The following is a 21,034-nucleotide window of genomic DNA, read 5'->3' as shown; positions in this document are numbered from 1 at the left end:
ACGAACGGAATGACGACAAGAATGCCGAGCGATTATGACCACCTACTTCACCGACAAGAGCTTCAAATTCCTGCGCGGACTGGCGCGCAACAATGAACGCGCCTGGTTCCTCGCCCACAAGGAGGAGTACGACGCGCATGTGCGCGAGCCCTTCCAGCGCCTGTTGACCGATCTTCAGCCCGATCTGCATACGGTTAGCGAGCACTTCCGTTCCGATCCCAAGACCGTCGGCGGCTCGCTGTTCCGCATCCAGCGCGACACCCGTTTCGCCAGCGACAAGACGCCATACAAGACCTGGCAGGGCGCGCGCCTGTTCCATGCGCGCAGCAAGCAGGTGCCGGCGCCGTCGTTCTATCTGCATCTGCAGCCGGGCAACAGCTTCATCGGCGCGGGGCTCTGGCATCCGGAAACCTCGACGCAACGGCAGATCCGTCAATTCATCTTCAACAATCCCGGCAGCTGGAAAGCGGCCGCGCACGCGCCGGCGCTGCGGCGCCGCTTCGATCTCGAGGACGAGGAGATGCTGGTGCGGCCGCCGCACGGCTTCCCGGCGGATTTCGAGTTCATCGACGATCTGAAACACAAGAACTTCGTCGTTTCGCGCGTCATCGAGGACAGCGTCATGCTCGGCCCGAAGCTGCGCCAGACGCTGGCCAAGGACCTGCAGACGCTGGGGCCATTCGTGGATTATCTGTGCGCGGCGCTCGATCTTGAGTTCTGACAGGCGATAGAATCGGGACGACCCCTTTCCCGAGTTCCGCCACTCATGAAGAAATGGCTCTGGCTGGCCGTCGCTATTCTGATCGCGCTCCTCGCCTACGTTGCGGCGGGTCCGTTCCTGACCGTGCGCGCGATCCGCGAAGCGGTAAAAACCGGGGATACGGTGAAGCTGGAGAGGCAGGTCGACTTCCCGGCGCTGCGCAGCAGTTTCAAAGCGCAGCTCGCCGATCATCTGGCGCGCGAGGCAGGCGCGCATGTCGATGACGGGCCTCTGGCGACGTTCGGCATCGGCCTGGCGAACACACTCATGGCGACCGCCATCGACGGCCTGATCACGCCCACCGGCATCAGCGCGATGTTGGAAGGCCGCAAGGTCTGGGATCGTGTCAACAACGAGCCGTTTTCCCCGCCCGGCGAGGATGATGCCGGCGCGTCGCGCCCGCAGGTACTGCAGAACCCGGAATACGATTTTGAATCGCTGTCGCGTTTCACCGCGACTGTGGCCGATCAGAAGGGACGTCCGGTGGTGTTCGTGTTCAGCCGGTCCGGATTGAACTGGAAGCTTTCCGAGATCCTGCTGCCGAAGTAAAACCGCGCTCAACTCTCCGAGTTGGAGATACCGTGCGGGACGTGTCCGGCCGTCACGTGCTGGCGTGCCGAATCGATGTTGTGCAAGGAGTCGTCGAAGAAAATGTCGGCGCCGAACACGTCGAGGAACGGTCCTTTCGGCCGCCCGCCCAGGAACAGGGCCTCGTCCAGGCGCACGCCCCACTCGCGCAATGTGCGGATCACGCGCTCATGCGCGGGCGCAGAGCGCGCTGTGACCAGCGCGGTCCGGATCGGAGATGCGTCACCCGGCGGATAGAGCGCCTGCAGCCGGTGCAAAGCATCGAGGAAGCCGCGGAACGGACCGCCCGAAAGTGGTTCGCGTGCGCGTTCGCGCTCGTGGCGATGGAATGCCTCGACGCCGCCCTGCCGCGACACGCGCTCGCCTTCGTCGTCGAAGATCACCGCATCACCATCGAAAGCAATGCGCAGCTGATCGTGGCGATGCGCCGGCGCCTTGGCAGGCAGGATCGTCGCGGCCGCCGCGCCGTTCTCCAGCGCGCGTCGCACCGATTCCGGATTGGCGGACAGGAACAATTGCGCGCCAAACGGGCGCAGGTACGGCCAGGTCGGCGCGCCTGAAGTGAACGTGGCACGCGAGATTGCCAAGTCATGATGCTGGATCGAGTTGAAGACGCGCAGCCCGGTGTCGGAAGAGTTGCGCGACAACAGGATCACTTCCACGCGCGGCGCTTCGGGTGGAGCGCCCTCGTTCAACGACAGGAGCTTCCGCACCAGCGGAAAGGCGATGCCGGGTTCCAGGATCTCGTCCTCGCGGCTGCGCTGGTGTTCGGCGAAGGCATCGATGCCCTGCGCTTCGAACAGGGCGTGGCTGTCCTCCAGGTCGAACAAGGCGCGCGAGGAGATCGCGATGGTCAGAATCGGGACAGCAGGAGTGACGGCCATGGTGGGATTATCGCGCGCGGGACTCTAGTCGGATCATGCCCTGGTCAGACCATGAACTGTTCACTGAGGATGCGTTCCTCGAGGTTGTGCTCGGGATCGAACAGCAGCGTGACGGTGCGATCGCGCGACTCGCGGATCGTCACCTCCACCACATCGCGCACTTCGTGCGAGTCGGCCGTGGCGCTGACCGGGCGCTTGTAGGGATCGAGCACGCGGAAGCGCACCTCGGTATCGGCCTTCAGCAACGCGCCACGCCAACGCCGGGGGCGGAACGCGGCGATCGGGGTCAGCGCGATCACCGACGAGCCCAGCGGCAGGATCGGGCCGTGCGCGGAGAAGTTGTAGGCGGTGCTGCCAGCCGGCGTCGCCACCATCACGCCATCGCAGATCAGCTCGTCCAGGCGCGTGATGCCGTTCAAGTCGATGCTCAGATGCGCCGCCTGGCGCGTCTGACGCAGCAATGAGACTTCGTTGTACGCCAGCGAGCCGACGGAGGCACCCGACTCCGTCAGCGCGACCATTTCCAGCGGCCGCAGCACCGCCGGCTCGGCCGCGGTGATGCGATCGATCAGGTCCTCGCCGCGGTACTGGTTCATCAGGAAGCCGACGGTCCCGAGCTTCATCCCGAACACCGGCTTGCCGAGGCCGCCGTGCCGATGCAGCGTCTGCAGCATGAAACCGTCGCCGCCGAGCGCGCAGATCACGTCGGCATCGGCCGGATCGGCCTGCCCATGCAGTTCGATCATCTGCGATTGCGCATCCTGCGCACCGTCGGCGGGACTGGCGAGAAAGGCGATGCGGGGCGTCGCGGTCATCGGCGGCTCCAGAGCGATGCATTCAGCATAACAGCGACGCCGCTGTGACGTCGTGTCCGATTTGGCGCCGCCGCGCCGTGTCTTCGCACGGTCACGACGTCTTCACTGCCTATCCTCGCCCCGGACGCCATCGTGCCGCGGCGAAACGCCGCCCCACGGCCGATCGCCGTCCCGCCGCGTGCTTCGCCCCCGCACGCTTCGGCCAGCGTGTTTTGACCGTCGCGCTTTGACCGACGTGCTTCGACCGGCACCGGATATCCCACTCCGAGGAGAGAATTCATGTCATTGGCTTCCCGCTTCAAGATCGCCCTGCTCGCCGCATCCTGCGTGCTCGCCATCCCGTCGGCCTGGTCGGCGGACGACATCTCGAAGAATGCACAATTGCCTCCGGGCCTCGAACCGGATTGGCTGGAACGACTCAATCCCGACATCGACTCTGCGACGGCTGCGCGCATCGTCGCCCAGGATCACGCTATGGGCTCGCAGATTCGCCTGCATGAAGGCAACTGGCAGGTGCCCAAGTACGCCACCATCACCGCGACACTGGCCGCTTCGGTGCCGGGCATGGATGTGAGCGGCTGGCAGGGCAACGTCAACTGGAGCGCGGCCTGGAGCAACGGCGCCCGCTTCGCCTACGTCAAGGCCACCGAGGGCACCGGTTACACCAATCCCTACTTCGCGCAGCAGTACAACGGTTCGTACAACGTCGGCATGATTCGTGGCGCGTATCACTTCGCCCGTCCCGACGTGTCCAGCGGCGCCACGCAGGCCAATTATTTCGTCGATCACGGCGGCGGCTGGTCCCGTGACGGCAAGACGCTGCCGGGCGCGCTCGATGTGGAATACAACCCTTACGGCGCGACCTGCTACGGCCTCAGCCAGAGCGCGATGGCGAACTGGATCGCGTCCTTCGTCAACCAGTACCACGCCCGCACCGGCCGCTGGGCCATGATCTATACCAGCACCAGCTGGTGGTCGCAGTGCGTGGGGACGGCGGGGAATTTCAGTGGCAACAACCCGCTGTGGGTGGCACGTTATTCCTCAAGTCCCGGCACGCTGCCTTATGCCTGGGGTTACTACACGATCTGGCAGTACGCGGATTCGGGCACCTTCCCCGGCGATCAGAATGTGTTCAACGGTGCGTATGACCGCTTGCAGGCGTTGGCGAATGGGTGAGTGACCGTGCTTGATTGCCGCCATCCCGGCGGTTTTTGACAGCCGTATGGCCGGTCAAGCCGGAATGACGGGCGATTTCTCAATTCGCGCATCCTCTCCCGTCAGCGGGAGAGGATGTTGTCCCAACTCTGATCAGTTCCGAGCGGCCAGCTGCGCCAATCGCTGCACCGCCACCGAAGCCGTCGGGTAATCCAACGTCTTCTGCGCCGCCAGTTCGTTGAGCATGGACAGTGTGAAACGCAGCGACGCATCGTCGCGCTCCAGCCACTGCTTCACGCGGGCATCCGGATCGTTGCCTGGAATCGACAACACCTGCCCGACCAGCGCACGCTGCTGCGTCGCCAGTTCGTCGCGCAACACACTGCGGGCGACAGCATGCCAACGACCTTCCACCGGCAACGCGTCGATCTGCGCCAGCAACCACGGCAGATGCAGCGCGTCGCCGAGACGGAAGTGCACACGGGCGATGTCGACCGGCTTGAGCTTGCGATCGCGCGCGAGCTCGATGATGTCGCAGCACGCTTCCAGGTACGGCAGCGCGGACAGCTGGCCAGCCAGATCGTCCGGAACGCCCTTCTCACGCCAGTCGCGCAGGGTAGCCTCGTAGGCGGGGCGCTGCGAGGCGGTGATGATGTTCTCGCCGGCGCGCACGTCGCGGAAGCCGTCGTGGTAGCGCTCCATCGCGGCGGTAATGTCGGGAATCGCGCCCGGACGTGCCAACAGCCAACGCGTCATCGAGCGCTGCAGCGACCAGATCACCTGCAACGCGTCGATCTGCACCGATTCGGCCACCTTGCCGTCGAGCGCATCGATCTGCGCCCACAGGTCGCGCGCGTCCAGCGTTTCGCGCGTGATCGTGAAGGCCTTGGCGACTTCGCCCGGATTGCGGCCGGTGTCTTCCTGCATGCGCAGCAGGAAGGTCGCGCCCATGCGGTTGATCGTGGAGTTGGTGACCGCGGTGGCGATGATCTCGCGCTTCAGGCGGTGCTGTTCCATCGCCTTTGCGTACTTCTTCTGCAACGGCGCCGGGAAGTAGCGCACCAGCTCCTTCGAGAGATACGCATCCTCGGGCACGTCCGAATCGAGCAGCTGCTGGAATGCGACCAGCTTCGAATAGGACAACAGCACCGACAGTTCCGGGCGCGTCAATCCGAGCCCGCGCGCCTTGCGTTCGGCGATCTCGGCATCGGACGGCAGGAACTCGATCTGGCGATCGAGCAGACCTTGCGCCTCCAGCGTCTGGATGAAATGTTGCTTCGAACCAAGACGCGAGACGCTCATCCGCTCCATCAGGCTCAACGCCTGGTTCTGACGGTAGTTGTCGTTGAGCACCAGCGCGGCGACCTCGTCGGTCATCGATGCCAGCAGCTCGTTGCGCGCTTCGAACTTGAGCTTCTTCGCCTGCACCTGCGCATTGAGCAGGATTTTGATATTGACCTCGTGGTCGGAAGTATCCACGCCGGCCGAGTTGTCGATGAAGTCGGTGTTGAGCAGGACACCCGACGTCAACGCAGCTTCGATACGGCCACGCTGGGTAAGGCCGAGGTTGCCGCCCTCGCCTACCACCTTGCAGCGCAGGTCTCGACCGTCGACGCGGATGGCGTTGTTGGCGCGATCGCCCACTTCGCCATGGCTTTCGGTGCTGGCCTTGACGTAGGTGCCGATGCCGCCGTTCCAGAGCAGATCAACCGGCGCCTTGAGGATGGCGTTCAGCAGTTCATTCGGGCTCAACGCGCTGACATTGCCTTCGATGCCGAGCGCGGCCCGCACATCGGCACTGATCGGAATCGACTTGGCGCTACGCGGCCACACGCCGCCGCCCTTGCTGATCAGCGATTTGTCGTAATCGTCCCAGCTCGAACGCGGCAGCTTGAACATGCGGGTGCGTTCCTTGAACGACTTGGCCGCATCCGGGTTCGGGTCGAGGAAGACATGGCGATGGTCGAACGCGGCCACCAGCCGGATGTGCTTCGACAGCAGCATGCCGTTGCCGAACACGTCGCCGGACATATCGCCGATGCCGACGCAGGTGAAGTCCTGTGTCTGGCTGTCGCGGCCGAGCGAACGGAAATGCCGCTTCACCGACTCCCACGCACCCTTGGCGGTGATGCCCATGCCCTTGTGGTCGTAACCGACGGAGCCGCCCGAAGCGAAGGCATCGTCGAGCCAGAAGCCATGCTCGCGCGCGATGCCGTTGGCGATGTCGGAGAACGTCGCTGTGCCCTTGTCGGCGGCGACGACGAGATAGGGATCGTCAGCGTCATGGCGCACTACGTTCTTCGGCGGTACCACCTTGCCATCAACGAGATTATCGGTGATGTCGAGCAAGCCATTGATGAACTGCTTGTAGCAGGCGATGCCTTCGGCCAGCACCGCGTCGCGATCGCCACCGATGGGCGGACGCTTGACGAAGAAGCCGCCCTTGGAACCAACCGGCACGATCACGGTGTTCTTCACCATCTGCGCCTTCACCAGGCCGAGCACTTCGGTGCGGAAGTCCTCGCGGCGATCCGACCAGCGCAGGCCACCGCGGGCGACCGGCCCGAAGCGCAGGTGCACGCCTTCCACGCGCGGTCCGTACACGAAGATCTCGCGATACGGACGCGGCTTGGGCAGATCCGGCACCTTGGACGAGTCGAACTTGAAGCTGATGTACTCGCGGTCCGGCGCGGTGTAGCCAGCCTTCTCCTTCATTTCGATCTGGTAGTAGCCGGTGCGCAGGGTCGCGTCGATCACGCTCATGAAGCTGCGCACGATGCGGTCCTCGTCCAGGCTCGACACGCGTTCAAGCAGCGCTTTCAGCGCCTTGCGCACACTGTCGTACTGTGTGTTGCGGCCGTTGCGACGGGCGTCGATCACCGGTTGCAGCGCCTTCAGCACTTCGTCATCGCCTGCGCTGAGCGCGCGCAGTTGCTTGGAGAAGTGTTCGACGCCGTTGGCGATCTGCGCAGGCGTCTCATGGCCGGTACACGGATCGAAACGGGCCTCGAACATTTCCACCAGCAAACGCGCCAGCAGCGGATACCGCGCGAAGGTTTCCTCCACGTAGCTCTGCGAGAACGGCACGCCAACCTGCAACAGGTATTTGCAGTAACCGCGCAGCACGGCCACCTGGCGCCAGTTCAGACTCGCGCTCAGCACCAGACGGTTGAAGCCGTCGTTTTCCGCACCGCCGCGCCAGATCTGCTCGAAGGCCTCCTCGAAGTTGGCGGCCACTGCGTCGACGTCGAAGTCGCGTGCCTGCTTCGAGAAGGCATGCTCGACCTCGAAATCCTGCAGATACACCGTCTTGCCATCGATCTGCATCGAATAGGGATGCTCGGAGATCACGCGCAGCCCCATGTTCTCCATCATCGGCAGCGCGTCGGAGAGCGGGATATCGTCATGCCAGCGATAGAGCTTCAGCCGCAGGGTCTTGTCCGTGCGCTGCAGGCTCTGCGCGATGTCCTCGGCGTCCTGCAGCGAAGCGATGCGGCGCACGTCCTCGGCGGCGGCTTCCGCGCTCGTTTCCTGCAGATAGGCGGCCGGCAGCGCGCGGCCGTACTGCGAGGCCAGCGTCAAACCATCGTGCTCGCCGTGAATGGCGATGAGGCGGTCGCGCAGTTCGTCATAGCGGTTGCGCACGATGTCGGCGAGACCGGCGTCGAGCACGCCCTGATCGGCTTCGACCTTCGCACCCGAGCGCGGACGCACGAGCATGTGCAGCTGCGCCAGCGGCGATTCGCCGACCAGCATGTTGCTGTCGACTTCATCCGCCTGCAGTTCACGCTTGAGCATCGCCTCGATGCGCAGGCGCATGTCCGTGTTGTAGCGATCGCGCGGGATGTAGGCCAGGATCGAGTAGTAGCGGCCGTAGCGGTCGCGGCGCAGGAACAGCTTGCTGCGCACGCGTTCCTGCAGGCCGAGGATGCCGGTGGCCAGCTGGAACAGCTCTTCCTCGCTCGACTGGAACAGCTCGTCGCGCGGCAGCGTCTCCAGAATGTGCTTGAGTGCCTTGCCACTGTGGCTGTTTGGCTTCAGGCCGGAAGCGCGCATGACGTATTCGTAGCGCTCGCGCACCAGCGGGATGTCCCACGGACGGCGGTTGTAGGCGCTGGAGGTGAACAGTCCGAGGAAGCGCTGTTCGGCCGATGGCTTGCCCTTGGCATCGAAGCTAAGCACGCCGATGTAATCCATGTAGCCCGGGCGATGCACGGTGGAACGCGAGTTGCTCTTGGTCAGGATCAGCGCGTCGACGGCGCCCGACTGCGGCATCTTCGACGCAGCCAGCGTCTTGAGCAGGCGCGCCTTGCCGACTTCCTTGCCGCGCAACAGGCCCAGGCCGCTGTCCGGGAGGCTGCGCAACACTTCGTCCTTGCCCTGCTTCTCGACGGCGTATTCGCGATAGCCGAAGAAGGTGAAATGATCGGCGGCGGCCCAGCGCAGGAATTCCTGCGCCTCGTGACGGCCGGCGTCCGACAACGGCATCCGGCGTGAGCCGACATCGTCGGCGATCGTCAGCATCTTCTGCCGCATCGCATCCCAGTCGGAGACGATTCCACGCACGTCATCCAGCACACCGCGAATCGCCGCTTCGATCTTCGCGCTGTCGGCGGCCGACTGGCGATCGATCTCCAGGTGCATCATCGACTCGAACTCACCCTCGCCCACCGCCGTCAGCTTGCCGGCGGCGGTACGCGTGACCTGCACCATCGGATGTCCCAGCACGTGCACGCCGATGCCGTGATCGGCCAGCGCCATCGTCACCGAATCGACTAGGAATGGCATGTCGTCGTTGACGATCTGCAGCACGGTATGCGGCGATTCCCAGCCGTGCGTCTTCTGCTGCGGATTGAACAGGCGCACGTTGGCGACGCCACGCTTGCGGTTGCTGGCGAAGGCGAGGAAATCGCTGGCCAATGCCGCCCATCCGTCGGCGCTGTGCTGTGGCAGCTCGTCCTCGCTCATGCGGTGGTAGAAGGCATTGGCGAAGGCGATGGCGATGTCCTGCCCCGCCTTGCCGCCGCCCGCCTTGGCGGCGCGCTTGCGCAGGGCCTGGAAGATGGGTTCAAGGAGGGCGGGCTTGGGCGAAGCCGATTTGGACGAAAGCGACTTGGACGAAGCGGGTTTGGGCAAAGCGGCGCCATCGCGATCCGCTTTGCGGCGCACGGCAGAAGGTTTGGGGCTCATCTTGGGAGTTCCGTTGATTGCGGCTTAGCGCAGTCCAGTTTCATGGCGGGCGATGACGAGACGTTGAATCTCGCTGGTGCCCTCGTAGATTTCGGTGATCTTGGCGTCGCGGAAATAACGTTCGAGCGGCATTTCCTTCGAATAGCCCATGCCGGCGTGAATCTGCACGGCCTGGTGCGCGATCCACATCGCCGCTTCGGACGCGGTGAGCTTGGCGACGGCCGCCTCGGTGGTGAACTTCTGTCCCTGCCCCTTCAGCCAGGCCGCGCGCAGCGTCAGCAGCAACGCCGCATCCAGCTTGCACTTCATGTCGGCGATCTTGGCCTGGGTCATCTGGAAGGCGCCGATCGGCTGGCCGAAGGCCTTGCGCTCGCGCACGTAGGCGAGCGTAGCCTCGTAGGCGGCGCGGCCGATGCCGATCGCCTGCGAGGCGATGCCGATGCGGCCGGCGTCCAGCACGCCCATCGCGATCTTGAAGCCATGGCCTTCATCGCCAAGCACTTCGTCCGGCTGCACCACGTAATCGGCGAATTCGATCTCGCAGGTGGCCGAGGCGCGGATGCCGAGCTTGGGCTCGGTCTTGCCGCGATGGAAGCCGGCGCGGTCGGTGTCGATGAGGAACGCGGAAATGCCGCGTGCGCCCTTGTCCGCGTCCGTCATCGCGAACAGCACGATGTATTTGGCGACCGGGCCGGAGGTGATCCAGCTCTTCTTGCCGTTGATCACGAAGGTGCCGTCGGCCTGCTTCACCGCGCGGCAGCGCATGGCGGTGGCATCGGAGCCGGACTGCGGCTCGGTCAGCGCGAAGGCGCCGATTGCCTTGCCCTCGGCGATCGCGCGCACGTACTTCTGCTTCTGCGCTTCAGTGCCGTTGGTGAGGATGCCGTTGCAGAACAGCGAGTTGTTGACCGACATGATGGTGGAGTGCGCGGCATCGCCGGCGGCCACCTCGACCATCGCCAGGACGTAGCTGACCGGGTCCATGCCGGCGCCGCCGTATTCGGCAGGCACTTCGATTCCCATCAATCCGTTCTCGCCGAGCAGCTTGATGTTCTCGAGCGGGAATTCGCCAGTCTTGTCGAAATGCTCGGCGCTCGGCGCAATCTTTTCCTGCGCGATGCGTCGGGCCACATCCTGGATCATCAGCTGCTCTTCGGTGAATCCAAACTCCACGTCGCGCTCCGGCATCGAATCAAGATGCGGAATTGTAGCTGGCGCGGGAAGTCAGAACGAGTCTGCCGGTTTGGAATTCCCGCACTGTCCCGCCTTGTCGAGATGGCGGGACGGTATCGATAAGCAGGCGCCGGTCCCGTGTGTTTCGCGCTGCGACCGCATCCGGTTTCGAGTGCCGGCCGTCTTCGCCGTGCCGATCGGTCGTTGTTCGAGATTCATGGTTCGGCGCCACCGGGGCACGGATGTGCCTTGCCGCTCGTCCCGCCTGCCCTTGACCGTCCGTGACACCGGCCCCACAATTATCTCTATATCGCGATAGGAAGATATTTATGGATCTGGAAGGCTGGTCGTCCCGGCTCAAAGTCCTGGCCGACGCCACGCGGGTGCGGCTGTTGGCGCTGCTGGAAAGCGAGGAGCTCACCGTGGCCGAACTGGCCTCGATCACGCGCCTGGCCCAACCACGCGTCTCCACCCATCTGGCCAAGCTCAAGGAAGCCGGGCTGGTGCGCGACCGCCGCGCCGGCGTCTCGGCCTACTACCGGTTCGACGAGACCACGCTCGACCCCGCCCAGCGCGCCCTCTGGCAGGCCCTGTCGACCGGCAGTGACGACCCGCTGCTGCGCCAGGACGCCGAACGCGTGCCCGCCGTCCTGGCGACGCGCGCGGCCGATCGCAACTGGGCCGATTCCGTGGCCGGCGACATGGAGCGCCACTACTCTCCCGGGCGTACCTGGGAAGCGCTGGCGCGTTCGGCGCTGCCACTGCTGGAACCGGGTGACGTGCTCGACATCGCCTCCGGCGACGGCGTCCTGGCCGAGCTGATGGCCCCGCATTCGCGCCGCTACGTCTGTGTGGACACCAGCCCGCGCGTGGTGGCGGCGGCCAGCGAGCGCCTGCGCCGCTTCCGCAACGTCGAAGTGCGCGAAGGCGACATGCACGCCCTGCCCTTCGAGGAGGCCAGCTTCGACCTGGTCGTGCTGATGCACGCCCTCACCTACGCCGATAAACCCGCCCAGGCCGTGGCCGAGGCTGCGCGCGTGCTCAGGCCCGGCGGGCGTTTGTTGCTGTGCAGCCTGGCGCATCACGAACACCGCAGCGCGGTCGAGGCCTACGGCCACGCCAACCTCGGTTTCACCGAGAAGGAGCTGCGCCGCTTCGCCGACAAGGCGGGCGTGCGCACTCTGGAATGCAGCACCGTGACGCGCGAGAAACGGCCGCCGCATTTCGAAGTGATTTCGTTGATCGCCAAGAAATCATGATCAAGCAATCCATGGCCACGCAAACCATGATCCGGATGGAACAAGCCTGATGAAAACGCTTCCCTGGTTGAACCCGCAACGCGTCGCCGCACTGCAACGCGCTCTGGCCGAACGCATCCTGATCATCGATGGCGCCATGGGCACCATGATCCAGCGCCACAAGCTGGAGGAAGACGACTACCGCGGCGAGCGCTTCGTCGGCGGTTACGACAGCACACAGCCGCAGGAAGCCCACGTCCACGGCGCGAACTGCGGCCATGACCTGAAGGGCAACAACGACCTCCTGCTGCTCACGCGCCCGGACATCATCGGCGGCATCCACACCGAATACCTGGAGGCCGGTGCGGATTTCATCGAGACCAACACCTTCAACGCCACCACCGTCAGCCAGGCCGACTACCACCTCGAGCACATCGTCTACGAGTTGAACAAGGCAGGCGCACAACTGGCGCGAGAGTGTTGCGATGCGGTCGAGGCCAAGACACCCGGCAAGCCGCGCTTCGTGATCGGCGTGCTCGGTCCGACCAGCCGCACCGCATCGATCAGCCCCGACGTCAACGATCCTGGTTTCCGCAACACCAGCTTCGACGAATTGCGCATCGCCTACCGCGAAGCCGCCGACGGCCTGATCGACGGCGGCGCCGACACGCTGATGGTGGAAACCATCTTCGACACGCTCAACGCCAAGGCGGCGCTGTTCGCGATCGAGGAAGCCTTCGAGGCGCGTGGCGCGCGATTGCCGGTGATGATCTCCGGCACCATCACCGATGCCTCGGGACGCACTCTGTCGGGCCAGACAGCTGAGGCGTTCTACGCGTCCGTCTCGCATTCGCGGCCGTTGTCGGTCGGCCTCAACTGCGCGCTGGGCGCGAAGGACCTGCGCCCGCATGTGGAGACGCTGGCCACGATCGCCGACGCCTACGTCAGCGCGCATCCCAATGCCGGCCTGCCCAACGCATTCGGCGAATACGACGAAACACCGGAGGACATGGCGGCCACGCTGCGCGAGTTTGCTACCTCCGGCCTGCTCAATCTGGTCGGCGGCTGCTGCGGCACCACGCCCGCGCACATCCGTGCGATCGCGGAGGCCGTGCATGGCATCACGCCGCGTTCGCTGCCGGCGGCGACACTGGCGGACGCGGCCTGACCGCGTCTTGATGAAGACACGTCTTGATGGAAAACGATTGATGAAGGTACCGAACGCATGAGGATTCTGATCGTCGGCGCCGGCGGCACGCTCGGCCGTGCAGTCGATGCCGAATTGTCCGACGGGCACGAAATCCTGCGCGCCGGGCGCAACAGCGGCGACTACAAGGTCGACTTGCGTGATGACGCCAGCGTTGCCGCGTTGTTCGCAGCCACCGGCAAGATCGACGCCATCGTCGCCACCGCCGGCAACGTCCATTTCGGTCCGCTCGCCGGGATGACGCCAGCGCAATTCGACACCGGACTGCAGGACAAGCTGCTCGGCCAGGTCCGGCTCGCCTTGATTGGCCAACACCATCTCAACGACAACGGCTCGATCACCCTCACCACCGGCATCCTCACCGAGGAACCGATCCGCCAGGGCGTGAACGCCACCGCGGTCAACAGTGCCGTCGAAGGCTTCGTGCGCGCCGCGGCCTGCGAACTCGGCCGTGGTCTGCGCATCAACGTGGTCAGCCCGAACGCGCTGCAGGAATCCTGGGACGCCTACCGCGATTTCTTCCCCGGTTTCGAGCCGGTCCCGGCGGCACGCGCCGCGCTGGCGTATCGCCGCAGCGTCGAAGGCGTGGAAAGCGGCCGCGTCTACAAGGTCTGGTAAGCGATATCGGAATGCAGCAGTCCACGATGAATTCGAACACTCCCCCACCCCGTCATACCCGGTTGTCCGGCCTGGAACCGCTGGTCATCACGCCAGAACTGCTGTTCGTCAACGTCGGCGAACGCACCAACGTCACTGGCAGTGCGCAGTTCCGCAAGCTGATCAAGGAAGAGCGTTACGACGAGGCTGTGGAGGTGGCGCGCCAGCAGGTCGCCAACGGTGCGCAAATCCTCGACGTCAACATGGACGAAGGCCTGATCGATTCCGAGAAGGCCATGTCGCGCTTCCTCAACCTGATCGCCTCCGAACCCGACATCGCCCGCATTCCGGTGATGGTCGACTCGTCCAAGTGGAGCGTGATCGAAGCCGGCCTGCAGTGCCTGCAAGGCAAGGGCGTGGTCAATTCGATCTCGTTGAAGGAAGGCGAAGACGTCTTCATCGAGCACGCGCGCAAGGTGCTGCGCTACGGCGCCGCCGCGGTGGTGATGGCCTTCGACGAACAAGGCCAGGCCGACACCTGCCAACGCAAGGTCGAGATCTGCACGCGCGCCTACCGCATACTGACGGAACAAGTGGGCTTCCCGCCGGAAGACATCATCTTCGACCCCAACATCTTCGCCATCGCCACCGGCATCGAGGAACACGACAACTACGCTGTCGACTTCATCGAAGCCACGCGCATCATCAAGCGCACGCTGCCGCATTGTCATGTGTCGGGCGGTGTGTCGAACGTCTCGTTCTCCTTCCGCGGCAACGAGACCGTGCGCCAGGCGATCCATGCCGTGTTCCTCTATCACGCCATCAGGGCCGGCATGGACATGGGCATCGTCAATGCCGGCGCGCTGCTGATCGTGGATGACCTCGATCCGGAACTGCGCGAACGCGTCGAGGATGTGGTGCTGAACCGGCGCAAGGATGCCACCGAACGCCTGCTCGAAATCGCCGAGCGCTACAAGGGCAGGAAAGGCGAAGCCAAGGTCGAGGATCTGGCGTGGCGCGGCAAGTCCGTGCGCGAGCGCCTGAGCCATGCACTCGTGCATGGCATCGATCAGTACGTCGAGACCGACACGGAGGAAGCCCGCGCGCAGTCGACCCGCCCGCTCGATGTGATCGAAGGGCCGTTGATGGACGGTATGAACGTGGTCGGCGACCTGTTCGGTGCCGGCAAGATGTTCCTGCCGCAGGTGGTGAAGTCCGCGCGCGTGATGAAAAAGGCCGTGGCCTATCTGCTGCCTTACATCGAGGCCGAGAAAGAAAGGACCGGCGACGTCGGCAAGTCCAATGGCAAGATCGTCATGGCCACCGTCAAGGGCGACGTCCACGACATCGGCAAGAACATCGTCGGCGTGGTGCTGGCCTGCAACAACTTCGATGTGGTCGATCTCGGGGTGATGGTGCCGGCGCAAACCATCCTCGATCGCGCCCGCGCGGAAAATGCCGACCTGATCGGCCTGTCGGGGCTGATCACGCCATCCCTGGAAGAAATGAGCCATGTCGCGCGCGAAATGCAGCGGCAAGGCTTCGAAATGCCGCTGCTGATCGGCGGCGCCACGACCTCGCGCGCGCATACCGCGCTCAAGATCGACCCGCACTACAGCGCGCCGACGGTCTGGGTAAAGGACGCCTCGCGCGCCGTTGGTGTGGCGCAGTCGCTGATCTCGCGCGACATGCGCGCTGGTTTCGTCGCCGCCAATGACGCCGACTACGCCGAGATCCGCCAGCGCCACAAGAATCGCGGCGACGCCAAGCGTCTCGTGTCTCTCGAAAAGGCGCGCGGGCAGAAATTCGACGGTGGCTGGGACGAATACACGCCGCCCACTCCGAATCAGCCGGGCCTGCACGTCTTCGACGACTATCCGCTGGCGGAACTGATCGAGATCATTGACTGGACGCCATTCTTCCAGGCATGGGAACTGGCCGGGAAATATCCCGCGATCCTCAACGACGAAATCGTCGGCAAACAAGCAACCGAACTGTATCGCGATGCACGCGCGATGCTCGACAAGATCGTCGCCGAGAAATGGCTCACCGCGAAGGCCGTGTTCGGCTTGTGGCCGGCGCACAGCGAAGGCGACGACGTTCTGTTGTCCTGTGAAAACGGACAGACGCGATTGCACTTCCTGCGCCAGCAGACCGACAAGCCCGTCGATCGCCCGGACTTCTGCCTCGCCGATTTCATCGCACCGAAGGCATCAGGCAAGCAGGACTGGATCGGCGCATTCGCCGTCACCGCCGGCATCGGCATCGAGCCGCACGTTGCCCGCTTCGAGGCGGCGCACGACGACTACAACGCCATCCTGCTCAAGGCGCTGGCCGATCGCCTGGCCGAAGCATTCGCCGAGCGCCTGCACCAGCGCGTGCGCACCGAATTCTGGGGCTACGCGCCGGACGAAGCGCTCGACAACGAGGCGCTGATCGCCGAAGGCTATCGCGGCATCCGCCCCGCCCCCGGCTATCCCGCCTGCCCCGAGCACAGCGAGAAAGCCACGCTGTTCACCCTGCTCGACGCCGGCAGCAACGCCAGCATGAGCCTGACCGAAAGCTTCGCCATGCTGCCCACCGCGGCCGTGTCCGGCTATTACTTCAGCCATCCCCGCAGCCAGTATTTCGTGGTCGGCCGTGTCTCCAAGGAGCAGGCCGAGGACTATGCCCGGCGCAAGGGGGTGTCGCTGACGCAGGTGGAGCGCTGGCTGGCCTCGAATTTGGATTACGATCCGGAATAGGCACGCAGGTTTCCGCACGATGAAGGACCACATCGTCTTCTCCCACGCCAATGGCTTCCCGGCACCGATCTATCGCCGGTTGTTCGAGGCGTGGGCGCCGGAATTCGAGATCTCCGCCATCGATCGTTACGGCCACGATCCGCACTACCCCGTCAGCCGGGGCTGGCCGCGTCTGGTCGATCAGCTGTGCGAACACGTGCAGACGGTTGAGACGCAAGGTGGCCGTCTGTGGCTGGTCGGCCATTCGCTTGGCGGGTACCTGAGCCTGCTCGCAGCGCGCAAGCTTGGCGAGAAGGTATCCGGCATCGTGCTGCTGGATTCTCCGCTAATCGCCGGCTTCAGTGCGCGCCTGCTCAAGATCGGCCGCTGGAGCGGGCTCGATCGGCACTTCATCCCGCTCAATCAGACGCTGCAACGCCGCACGCACTGGCCCGATGTCGACGCCGTCCATGCGCATTACGCTGTCAAACCCGGTTTCGCAGCGTGGGATTCGCGCGTGTTGCGCGATTACGCGGAGCTGGGCACCGTCGCCACGAACGAGGGCCGCGAACTCCTATTCGATCGGAACGTCGAATACCAGATCTATCGCAGCATCCCAAGTAGCAGCGTGGTCGCGGCGGCTTCGCAGCTGACGATTCCGGTGTCCTTCATCGCCGGCACCCGCTCGCGCGAAATGCGCCAGACCGGCCTGCGCGCGACCAGGCGTCTGGTCGGCGATCGGCTGGCGTGGATCGAGGGCAGTCATCTGTTCCCGATGGAAAGCCCAGAACGCAGCGCCGCTCTCGTGAACGAAATGATCTCGGCCATGCGGACTTCGAGCATGGCCGTCGCGGCATGAGCCCTCGCTGAGGTCCGCGCATGGAATCGCAAACCGGCAACGCCGCTTTCCTCGAAAAGCACGCCGCCCCCGGCCGCATCGGCCTGTGCGCCGGCAGCGACTTGACCAGCAAGATGATCCGCAAGGCGCAGGCGCCGCTCACCGCCGATGGTCATCGTAGCCAGTGGTCGCATGTCTTCGTCTTCAATGAACGCCGTGTCGACGGGCGCTGGTGGGTGATCGAATCAGACCTGGATTTCCGCTATCGGCAGATCCGCGTCGGCGTGCAGGAGAATCGCCTCGACCGCTACTTCGACTCGGAGAAATTCCCGAACGTCGCCGTGCTCGACTTCGGCCTCGACCCCGGCCAGGTGTTGAAGGTGCAAACCGCGGCCCTAGAACTGCTGGCGGGCCTGCCGAGCTATTCGATCAGCGAACTGGCGGGAACTGTCATGGCGATGTACAGCCGCCGCCTGCGCCGACGCAAGAACTTGTTGGAAAAAGATGGCGCCGTGTTCTGCTCGGCGATGGTGCAGCACTGCTACGCAGCCGCCGGCATCGAATTCATTCCCGGCGTCCACGACAAGAACATCGCGCCGCACGACATCATCGATTCCGAAGTGCCGCACCACAGCCATAGCCTGATCCGGGATCTTGGAGTCTCGCGCCTGCGGCAATTGGCACACGAGACTGCAGAACTGCTGGAAACGCCAATCGAGGGTCTGTTCTGACGGCTGGAGCGGCGGGCTCGCGCCCGCACGCTCCTGGACATACCGCTTACGGTGCTTCGGTATTGCGCTCCGCGACCAGGCAATCATCGAAACCGGAATGGGAAACGCCGACGGCGAGGTTCGCGATACAGCTCGCTTCGACATCGGACGTGATCCCGGTTAACCCCTGCGCATCGGCCGCGCGCATCATCATCGTGTTGTGGATGAACTTGGGGCGTTCGGAGTGACGCACCTCGACGGCGGCATTGCGATAAGGATCGGAGGTCGTGAAATCCAGGAACTGATTTCCGACGACCTGCACATCGGCAGACCCGTCGAGCAGCAACCCGACAACCGAAGAACCGTGCGAACCGGCGATGACATTGTTCATCACCACGGCCCGATCCGCCAGATAGAGCTGGATGTTCTCCTGCCAGGCGGCATAAGGGTTGTCGTAGTTGATGATCCTGTTCCCGATCAACCTGGCATCACGGGCATAGACCGAGATCGCCGCGCTCCGTGCCTTCGAGATCGCGTTGTTGACCAGCTGGCTGTGGTCGCCTGAGCGCAGATAGATGCCGATCTGAAAGTTGCTGATCTGGCAATTCCGAACCGTCACGCCTGCCACAGTATCGATATAGACGCCGGCAAATTGCGTGCCGGAATCATCAGCGATTGCATACCCCTGGCAGTCCAGCTCGACGTCGCCGCCGATGATGGAGATCGGGACGACGCGATCCGCAGCCAGACAGTAGGAGCCGGAATCGACGATCTGATAGGTGTCGTCGGCAACAACGGTATCGCACGCGTTGACATCCGCACTGGATATCAGACCCAACAAGATTAGAAACGCAGCTAGAGCAGTACGCATGAATCCCCCAATTGATGGCAGCAGTGATAAAAATGACCTCATGCCATCCTTGGCGTGCGGAATTTCCAGATACGCGATCCGCGTTACGGTTTTTCGTAGTTATCGACCGCCGTGGTGCAACGGGCGATACCCGCCACGCCATCCTGGCCGAGGTTGGTCACAAGTCCGACATGCACGTTGTCTTCGCACAGGTCGGGACGCATCAGCGGCGCGACCACATTGGGAACACGCGCCATGATGGCATTACGCGACATCTTCGCCTGGGTGACGCCACCGAGAATAGTCAACGCTTCACCGCCTGCGCTCGGCCGCAGATCGAGAATCTTGTTCCCGGAGACTTCGATATCGTCACCATCGACAGCGATCGCGATGATGTCCGGGTTGCCGTGCGAACCGACAATGGTGTTGTCGAGGATCCTGACCACTTGCGCCGTCGAGGACCAGCTCAGCCCGTCCACGGTGATGTTCTGCTGGAAGTTGTTGCCGGCATCGCTGAACGCATCCAGGAGCTTGTTGCCGGTAATCCGGACATTGTTGCCGCTGGCATAGATGCCGTGATTCTTCGGCTGATTCAGCCGGTTGTTGGCAATCTCGATGTTGGTCGCCTTCACCCGGATCGCGGTATCGAAGCCCTGCACTTTGCAGTTCTTGACCGTGATTCCCGAAAGATTGTTCACGTAGTTCGTGGTGATGCCTTGGGAGGACAACACACTCCCCGCATTCTTCGTCACTGAATGACCTCCGCAATCGACCTCCACATTGCTGGTGCCGATGGAAATACCGGTGCTGGCCGACGTGGTCAGATCGGCCGCCAGACAGTACTGCCCCGCCGCACTGATCGTGTACGGAAGCGCGGAAATGGTCGTGCACTGGGCCGCGACCTGTTGACAGGCACACGAGGCCACGGCGAAAGCGATGGCGCGCAAAACGACATTCTTCATGCGTTGCATCCTGATCTCCGATGGTTGGTTTGCCGATCCCCGGCCGGGCTGAATCGATGTCGATAGTCGGTGATCCGTGGCGAAAAGCCTCTGCATCCGCATGCCGGACATGCAGTGACCAGTCTTCGTATCGAGATTTCCCCAACGGCCTTTTCGGCAAGACAATCGTACTTGGACGATGTCTCAGGGGCTAAGACGGGAGGCGTCGACGGCGCACGAAATCACGAGGCGAAACCGTTACTTGTCGCGATTCCGTTTCACTCGAAATCAGGAAAAGTAAAGCGCTTATCGCCCCCCAGCTACGGCTCGCGCACAACGAGACGCTGGTTGATGTTCGAGCGTGTCGGCGACGCCGAAGCGGAGCAACGCCTCGGCGACCAAAGAGGGACGTGGGAAAACGCGCCAGATCTGGACGGGAGTTTCGCGCTACCAGACCAAGTCATCAGGGACTTGGTACTGGGGATCCGCATACGGATCATCTTCCGATGGCGCGTTTGGATCCACCTTGAGCGCGACGGACGGCGCGAACAGCGCCTCGGCCTGCGCCAGCATCTGCACATCCACCAGCAGATAGCGCCCGTTGAGCTGCACCACGCCGAGCTCGCCGGCATTGAGCGCCTTGAGCTGATCGGCGTTGACGTAGATGCGCTTGATCTTGCCGCCATAATTGAAATGGCGGGCGATGTCCGCGTTCGCGTCGTTGAGCGCCTTGCCTTCGAGCAGTTCCGCAAGCTTCGCGCGCGCCTCGCGGCGCTGACGCGCTTCCTCCTGCTTCAGGCGCTCGGCTTCGATGCGCTCGTCCTTTTCCTTCTGCGCACGGATCGCGTAGGCCTTGGCGAGGTCGATGTCTTCCTGCCTGCGTGGCTTGCCGTGATGTGGCTTGTTCTGCGACGGCTGCTGGCGCGCGCCCTGCCCCGGCTTGTTGCCGCCACGCACTTCGTTCGGGCGTGGCTTGCCGGGCTTCGCGCCATCACGGCGTGGAGGTTTGGGATCATGCTTCTTGGGATCTGGTTTCGGCGTCGGTTTGAAACCGAGGCCGAGCAGCTGGTCGCGCAGGCTGTCGCTCATGGATAAATATTCTGCCGCAAGCGCGACGAAACGGAAGTCGTCGGCTCGTGCGGGCGTTCAGTAGTGAGGCGGTGGCGGTTCGTCGGCCGGGTCGGCATAGAGCGCGCCGCGGGTCTGTTTCAGCTCCTCGAGCGCGCGGCGCAGCAGATCGGTCTGCCGCGCCACTTCCCGCCGCATCTCGGCCAGGGCGTCGTTCAGTTCGGCCAAGGTCTGATCCTGGAACGCCAGTCGCGTCTCCAGCTCCACCAGCCGCTGTTCGAACTCGTCCGCCATCGG

At 63.9% G+C, this 21,034-nt stretch carries 17 protein-coding genes; 9 read left to right on the top strand and 8 right to left on the bottom strand.

Features of this window, described 5'->3' with window-relative positions; translation table 11 throughout:
- The first annotated feature begins 34 nt into the window (after positions 1-34).
- Together AC1RNP_RS06450 and AC1RNP_RS06445 are read left to right on the top strand one after the other, a co-directional pair.
- A complete protein-coding gene (locus AC1RNP_RS06450) occupies positions 35-721 on the top strand; it encodes a DUF2461 domain-containing protein (protein ID WP_493050439.1) in 687 nt (228 codons plus the stop codon).
- A 45-nt stretch (positions 722-766) separates the two neighbouring features.
- On the top strand, positions 767-1,309 hold the full coding sequence (locus AC1RNP_RS06445; RefSeq protein WP_493050438.1) for a DUF2939 domain-containing protein: 543 nt from the start codon (positions 767-769) through the stop codon (positions 1,307-1,309).
- 8 nt (positions 1,310-1,317) lie between these two features.
- Here AC1RNP_RS06445 and AC1RNP_RS06440 read toward each other — a convergent pair whose 3' ends face one another.
- Both AC1RNP_RS06440 and AC1RNP_RS06435 read right to left on the bottom strand, forming a co-directional pair.
- Positions 1,318-2,232: a 5'-nucleotidase gene (locus tag AC1RNP_RS06440; protein ID WP_493050437.1), complete on the bottom strand. Its 915-nt coding sequence runs from the start codon at positions 2,230-2,232 to the stop codon at positions 1,318-1,320.
- A gap of 44 nt (positions 2,233-2,276) precedes the next feature.
- Positions 2,277-3,047 carry an NAD kinase gene (locus AC1RNP_RS06435; protein ID WP_493050436.1) on the bottom strand — a complete coding sequence of 257 codons (771 nt, stop codon included), beginning with the start codon at positions 3,045-3,047 and terminating at the stop codon, positions 2,277-2,279.
- Positions 3,048-3,326: 279 nt separating this feature from the next.
- Here AC1RNP_RS06435 and AC1RNP_RS06430 point away from each other — a divergent pair, with 279 nt between their 5' ends.
- The gene (locus AC1RNP_RS06430) at positions 3,327-4,223 is read left to right on the top strand and encodes a lysozyme (RefSeq protein ID WP_493050435.1); all 897 of its coding nucleotides are present in this window, start codon (positions 3,327-3,329) and stop codon (positions 4,221-4,223) included.
- A gap of 132 nt (positions 4,224-4,355) precedes the next feature.
- Here AC1RNP_RS06430 and AC1RNP_RS06425 read toward each other — a convergent pair whose 3' ends face one another.
- Positions 4,356-9,392 carry an NAD-glutamate dehydrogenase gene (locus AC1RNP_RS06425; protein WP_493050434.1) on the bottom strand — a complete coding sequence of 1,679 codons (5,037 nt, stop codon included), beginning with the start codon at positions 9,390-9,392 and terminating at the stop codon, positions 4,356-4,358.
- Positions 9,393-9,416: 24 nt separating this feature from the next.
- Positions 9,417-10,580 carry an acyl-CoA dehydrogenase family protein gene (locus AC1RNP_RS06420; protein WP_493050433.1) on the bottom strand — a complete coding sequence of 388 codons (1,164 nt, stop codon included), beginning with the start codon at positions 10,578-10,580 and terminating at the stop codon, positions 9,417-9,419.
- A 314-nt stretch (positions 10,581-10,894) separates the two neighbouring features.
- Between AC1RNP_RS06420 and AC1RNP_RS06415 the strand changes: the two genes are divergently transcribed.
- Genes AC1RNP_RS06415 through AC1RNP_RS06390 form a run of 6 tightly spaced genes read left to right on the top strand, consistent with a single transcriptional unit; the run spans position 10,895 to position 17,899 of the window.
- On the top strand, positions 10,895-11,824 hold the full coding sequence (locus AC1RNP_RS06415) for an ArsR/SmtB family transcription factor (RefSeq protein WP_493050432.1): 930 nt from the start codon (positions 10,895-10,897) through the stop codon (positions 11,822-11,824).
- Between the two features lie 49 nt (positions 11,825-11,873).
- Positions 11,874-12,971, top strand: coding sequence for a homocysteine S-methyltransferase family protein (locus AC1RNP_RS06410; protein ID WP_493050431.1), 1,098 nt, complete (start codon positions 11,874-11,876; stop codon positions 12,969-12,971).
- 57 nt (positions 12,972-13,028) lie between these two features.
- On the top strand, positions 13,029-13,628 hold the full coding sequence (locus AC1RNP_RS06405; protein WP_493050430.1) for a short chain dehydrogenase: 600 nt from the start codon (positions 13,029-13,031) through the stop codon (positions 13,626-13,628).
- 26 nt (positions 13,629-13,654) lie between these two features.
- Positions 13,655-16,351, top strand: coding sequence for a methionine synthase (gene metH, locus AC1RNP_RS06400; RefSeq protein WP_493050429.1), 2,697 nt, complete (start codon positions 13,655-13,657; stop codon positions 16,349-16,351).
- A gap of 19 nt (positions 16,352-16,370) precedes the next feature.
- Positions 16,371-17,189, top strand: coding sequence for an alpha/beta fold hydrolase (locus AC1RNP_RS06395; RefSeq protein WP_493050428.1), 819 nt, complete (start codon positions 16,371-16,373; stop codon positions 17,187-17,189).
- A gap of 20 nt (positions 17,190-17,209) precedes the next feature.
- On the top strand, positions 17,210-17,899 hold the full coding sequence (locus tag AC1RNP_RS06390; protein WP_493050427.1) for a hypothetical protein: 690 nt from the start codon (positions 17,210-17,212) through the stop codon (positions 17,897-17,899).
- Between the two features lie 46 nt (positions 17,900-17,945).
- On the opposite strand, the gene AC1RNP_RS06385 is transcribed toward AC1RNP_RS06390, so the two are convergent.
- From AC1RNP_RS06385 to AC1RNP_RS06370, 4 genes are all read right to left on the bottom strand, one after another.
- Positions 17,946-18,749, bottom strand: coding sequence for a right-handed parallel beta-helix repeat-containing protein (locus AC1RNP_RS06385; RefSeq protein ID WP_493050426.1), 804 nt, complete (start codon positions 18,747-18,749; stop codon positions 17,946-17,948).
- A gap of 83 nt (positions 18,750-18,832) precedes the next feature.
- Positions 18,833-19,699 carry a hypothetical protein gene (locus tag AC1RNP_RS06380; RefSeq protein WP_493050425.1) on the bottom strand — a complete coding sequence of 289 codons (867 nt, stop codon included), beginning with the start codon at positions 19,697-19,699 and terminating at the stop codon, positions 18,833-18,835.
- Between the two features lie 417 nt (positions 19,700-20,116).
- Positions 20,117-20,758, bottom strand: a complete 642-nt coding sequence (locus tag AC1RNP_RS06375; protein ID WP_493050424.1) for a DUF2058 domain-containing protein — start codon at positions 20,756-20,758, stop codon at positions 20,117-20,119.
- Between the two features lie 57 nt (positions 20,759-20,815).
- Positions 20,816-21,031, bottom strand: coding sequence for a SlyX family protein (locus AC1RNP_RS06370; protein ID WP_493050423.1), 216 nt, complete (start codon positions 21,029-21,031; stop codon positions 20,816-20,818).
- Between the last annotated feature and the right edge of the window lie 3 nt (positions 21,032-21,034).

Source organism: Luteimonas sp. GW821-FHT14E02, from assembly GCF_058803905.1.
This window is presented reverse-complemented; position numbering and strand designations above follow the sequence as displayed.

Bases quoted from the DNA above. Each gene is read 5' to 3' on its own strand.
- AC1RNP_RS06380 (WP_493050425.1), bottom strand. From the start codon at position 19,699: ATGCAACGCATGAAGAATGTCGTTTTGCGCGCCATCGCTTTCGCCGTG.
- AC1RNP_RS06450 (WP_493050439.1), top strand. From the start codon at position 35: ATGACCACCTACTTCACCGACAAGAGCTTCAAATTCCTGCGCGGACTG.
- AC1RNP_RS06390 (WP_493050427.1), top strand. From the start codon at position 17,210: ATGGAATCGCAAACCGGCAACGCCGCTTTCCTCGAAAAGCACGCCGCC.
- AC1RNP_RS06375 (WP_493050424.1), bottom strand. From the start codon at position 20,758: ATGAGCGACAGCCTGCGCGACCAGCTGCTCGGCCTCGGTTTCAAACCG.
- AC1RNP_RS06445 (WP_493050438.1), top strand. From the start codon at position 767: ATGAAGAAATGGCTCTGGCTGGCCGTCGCTATTCTGATCGCGCTCCTC.
- AC1RNP_RS06405 (WP_493050430.1), top strand. From the start codon at position 13,029: ATGAGGATTCTGATCGTCGGCGCCGGCGGCACGCTCGGCCGTGCAGTC.
- AC1RNP_RS06415 (WP_493050432.1), top strand. From the start codon at position 10,895: ATGGATCTGGAAGGCTGGTCGTCCCGGCTCAAAGTCCTGGCCGACGCC.
- AC1RNP_RS06420 (WP_493050433.1), bottom strand. From the start codon at position 10,580: ATGCCGGAGCGCGACGTGGAGTTTGGATTCACCGAAGAGCAGCTGATG.
- AC1RNP_RS06430 (WP_493050435.1), top strand. From the start codon at position 3,327: ATGTCATTGGCTTCCCGCTTCAAGATCGCCCTGCTCGCCGCATCCTGC.
- AC1RNP_RS06385 (WP_493050426.1), bottom strand. From the start codon at position 18,749: ATGCGTACTGCTCTAGCTGCGTTTCTAATCTTGTTGGGTCTGATATCC.
- AC1RNP_RS06435 (WP_493050436.1), bottom strand. From the start codon at position 3,047: ATGACCGCGACGCCCCGCATCGCCTTTCTCGCCAGTCCCGCCGACGGT.
- AC1RNP_RS06370 (WP_493050423.1), bottom strand. From the start codon at position 21,031: ATGGCGGACGAGTTCGAACAGCGGCTGGTGGAGCTGGAGACGCGACTG.
- AC1RNP_RS06425 (WP_493050434.1), bottom strand. From the start codon at position 9,392: ATGAGCCCCAAACCTTCTGCCGTGCGCCGCAAAGCGGATCGCGATGGC.
- AC1RNP_RS06395 (WP_493050428.1), top strand. From the start codon at position 16,371: ATGAAGGACCACATCGTCTTCTCCCACGCCAATGGCTTCCCGGCACCG.
- AC1RNP_RS06410 (WP_493050431.1), top strand. From the start codon at position 11,874: ATGAAAACGCTTCCCTGGTTGAACCCGCAACGCGTCGCCGCACTGCAA.
- metH (WP_493050429.1), top strand. From the start codon at position 13,655: ATGAATTCGAACACTCCCCCACCCCGTCATACCCGGTTGTCCGGCCTG.
- AC1RNP_RS06440 (WP_493050437.1), bottom strand. From the start codon at position 2,232: ATGGCCGTCACTCCTGCTGTCCCGATTCTGACCATCGCGATCTCCTCG.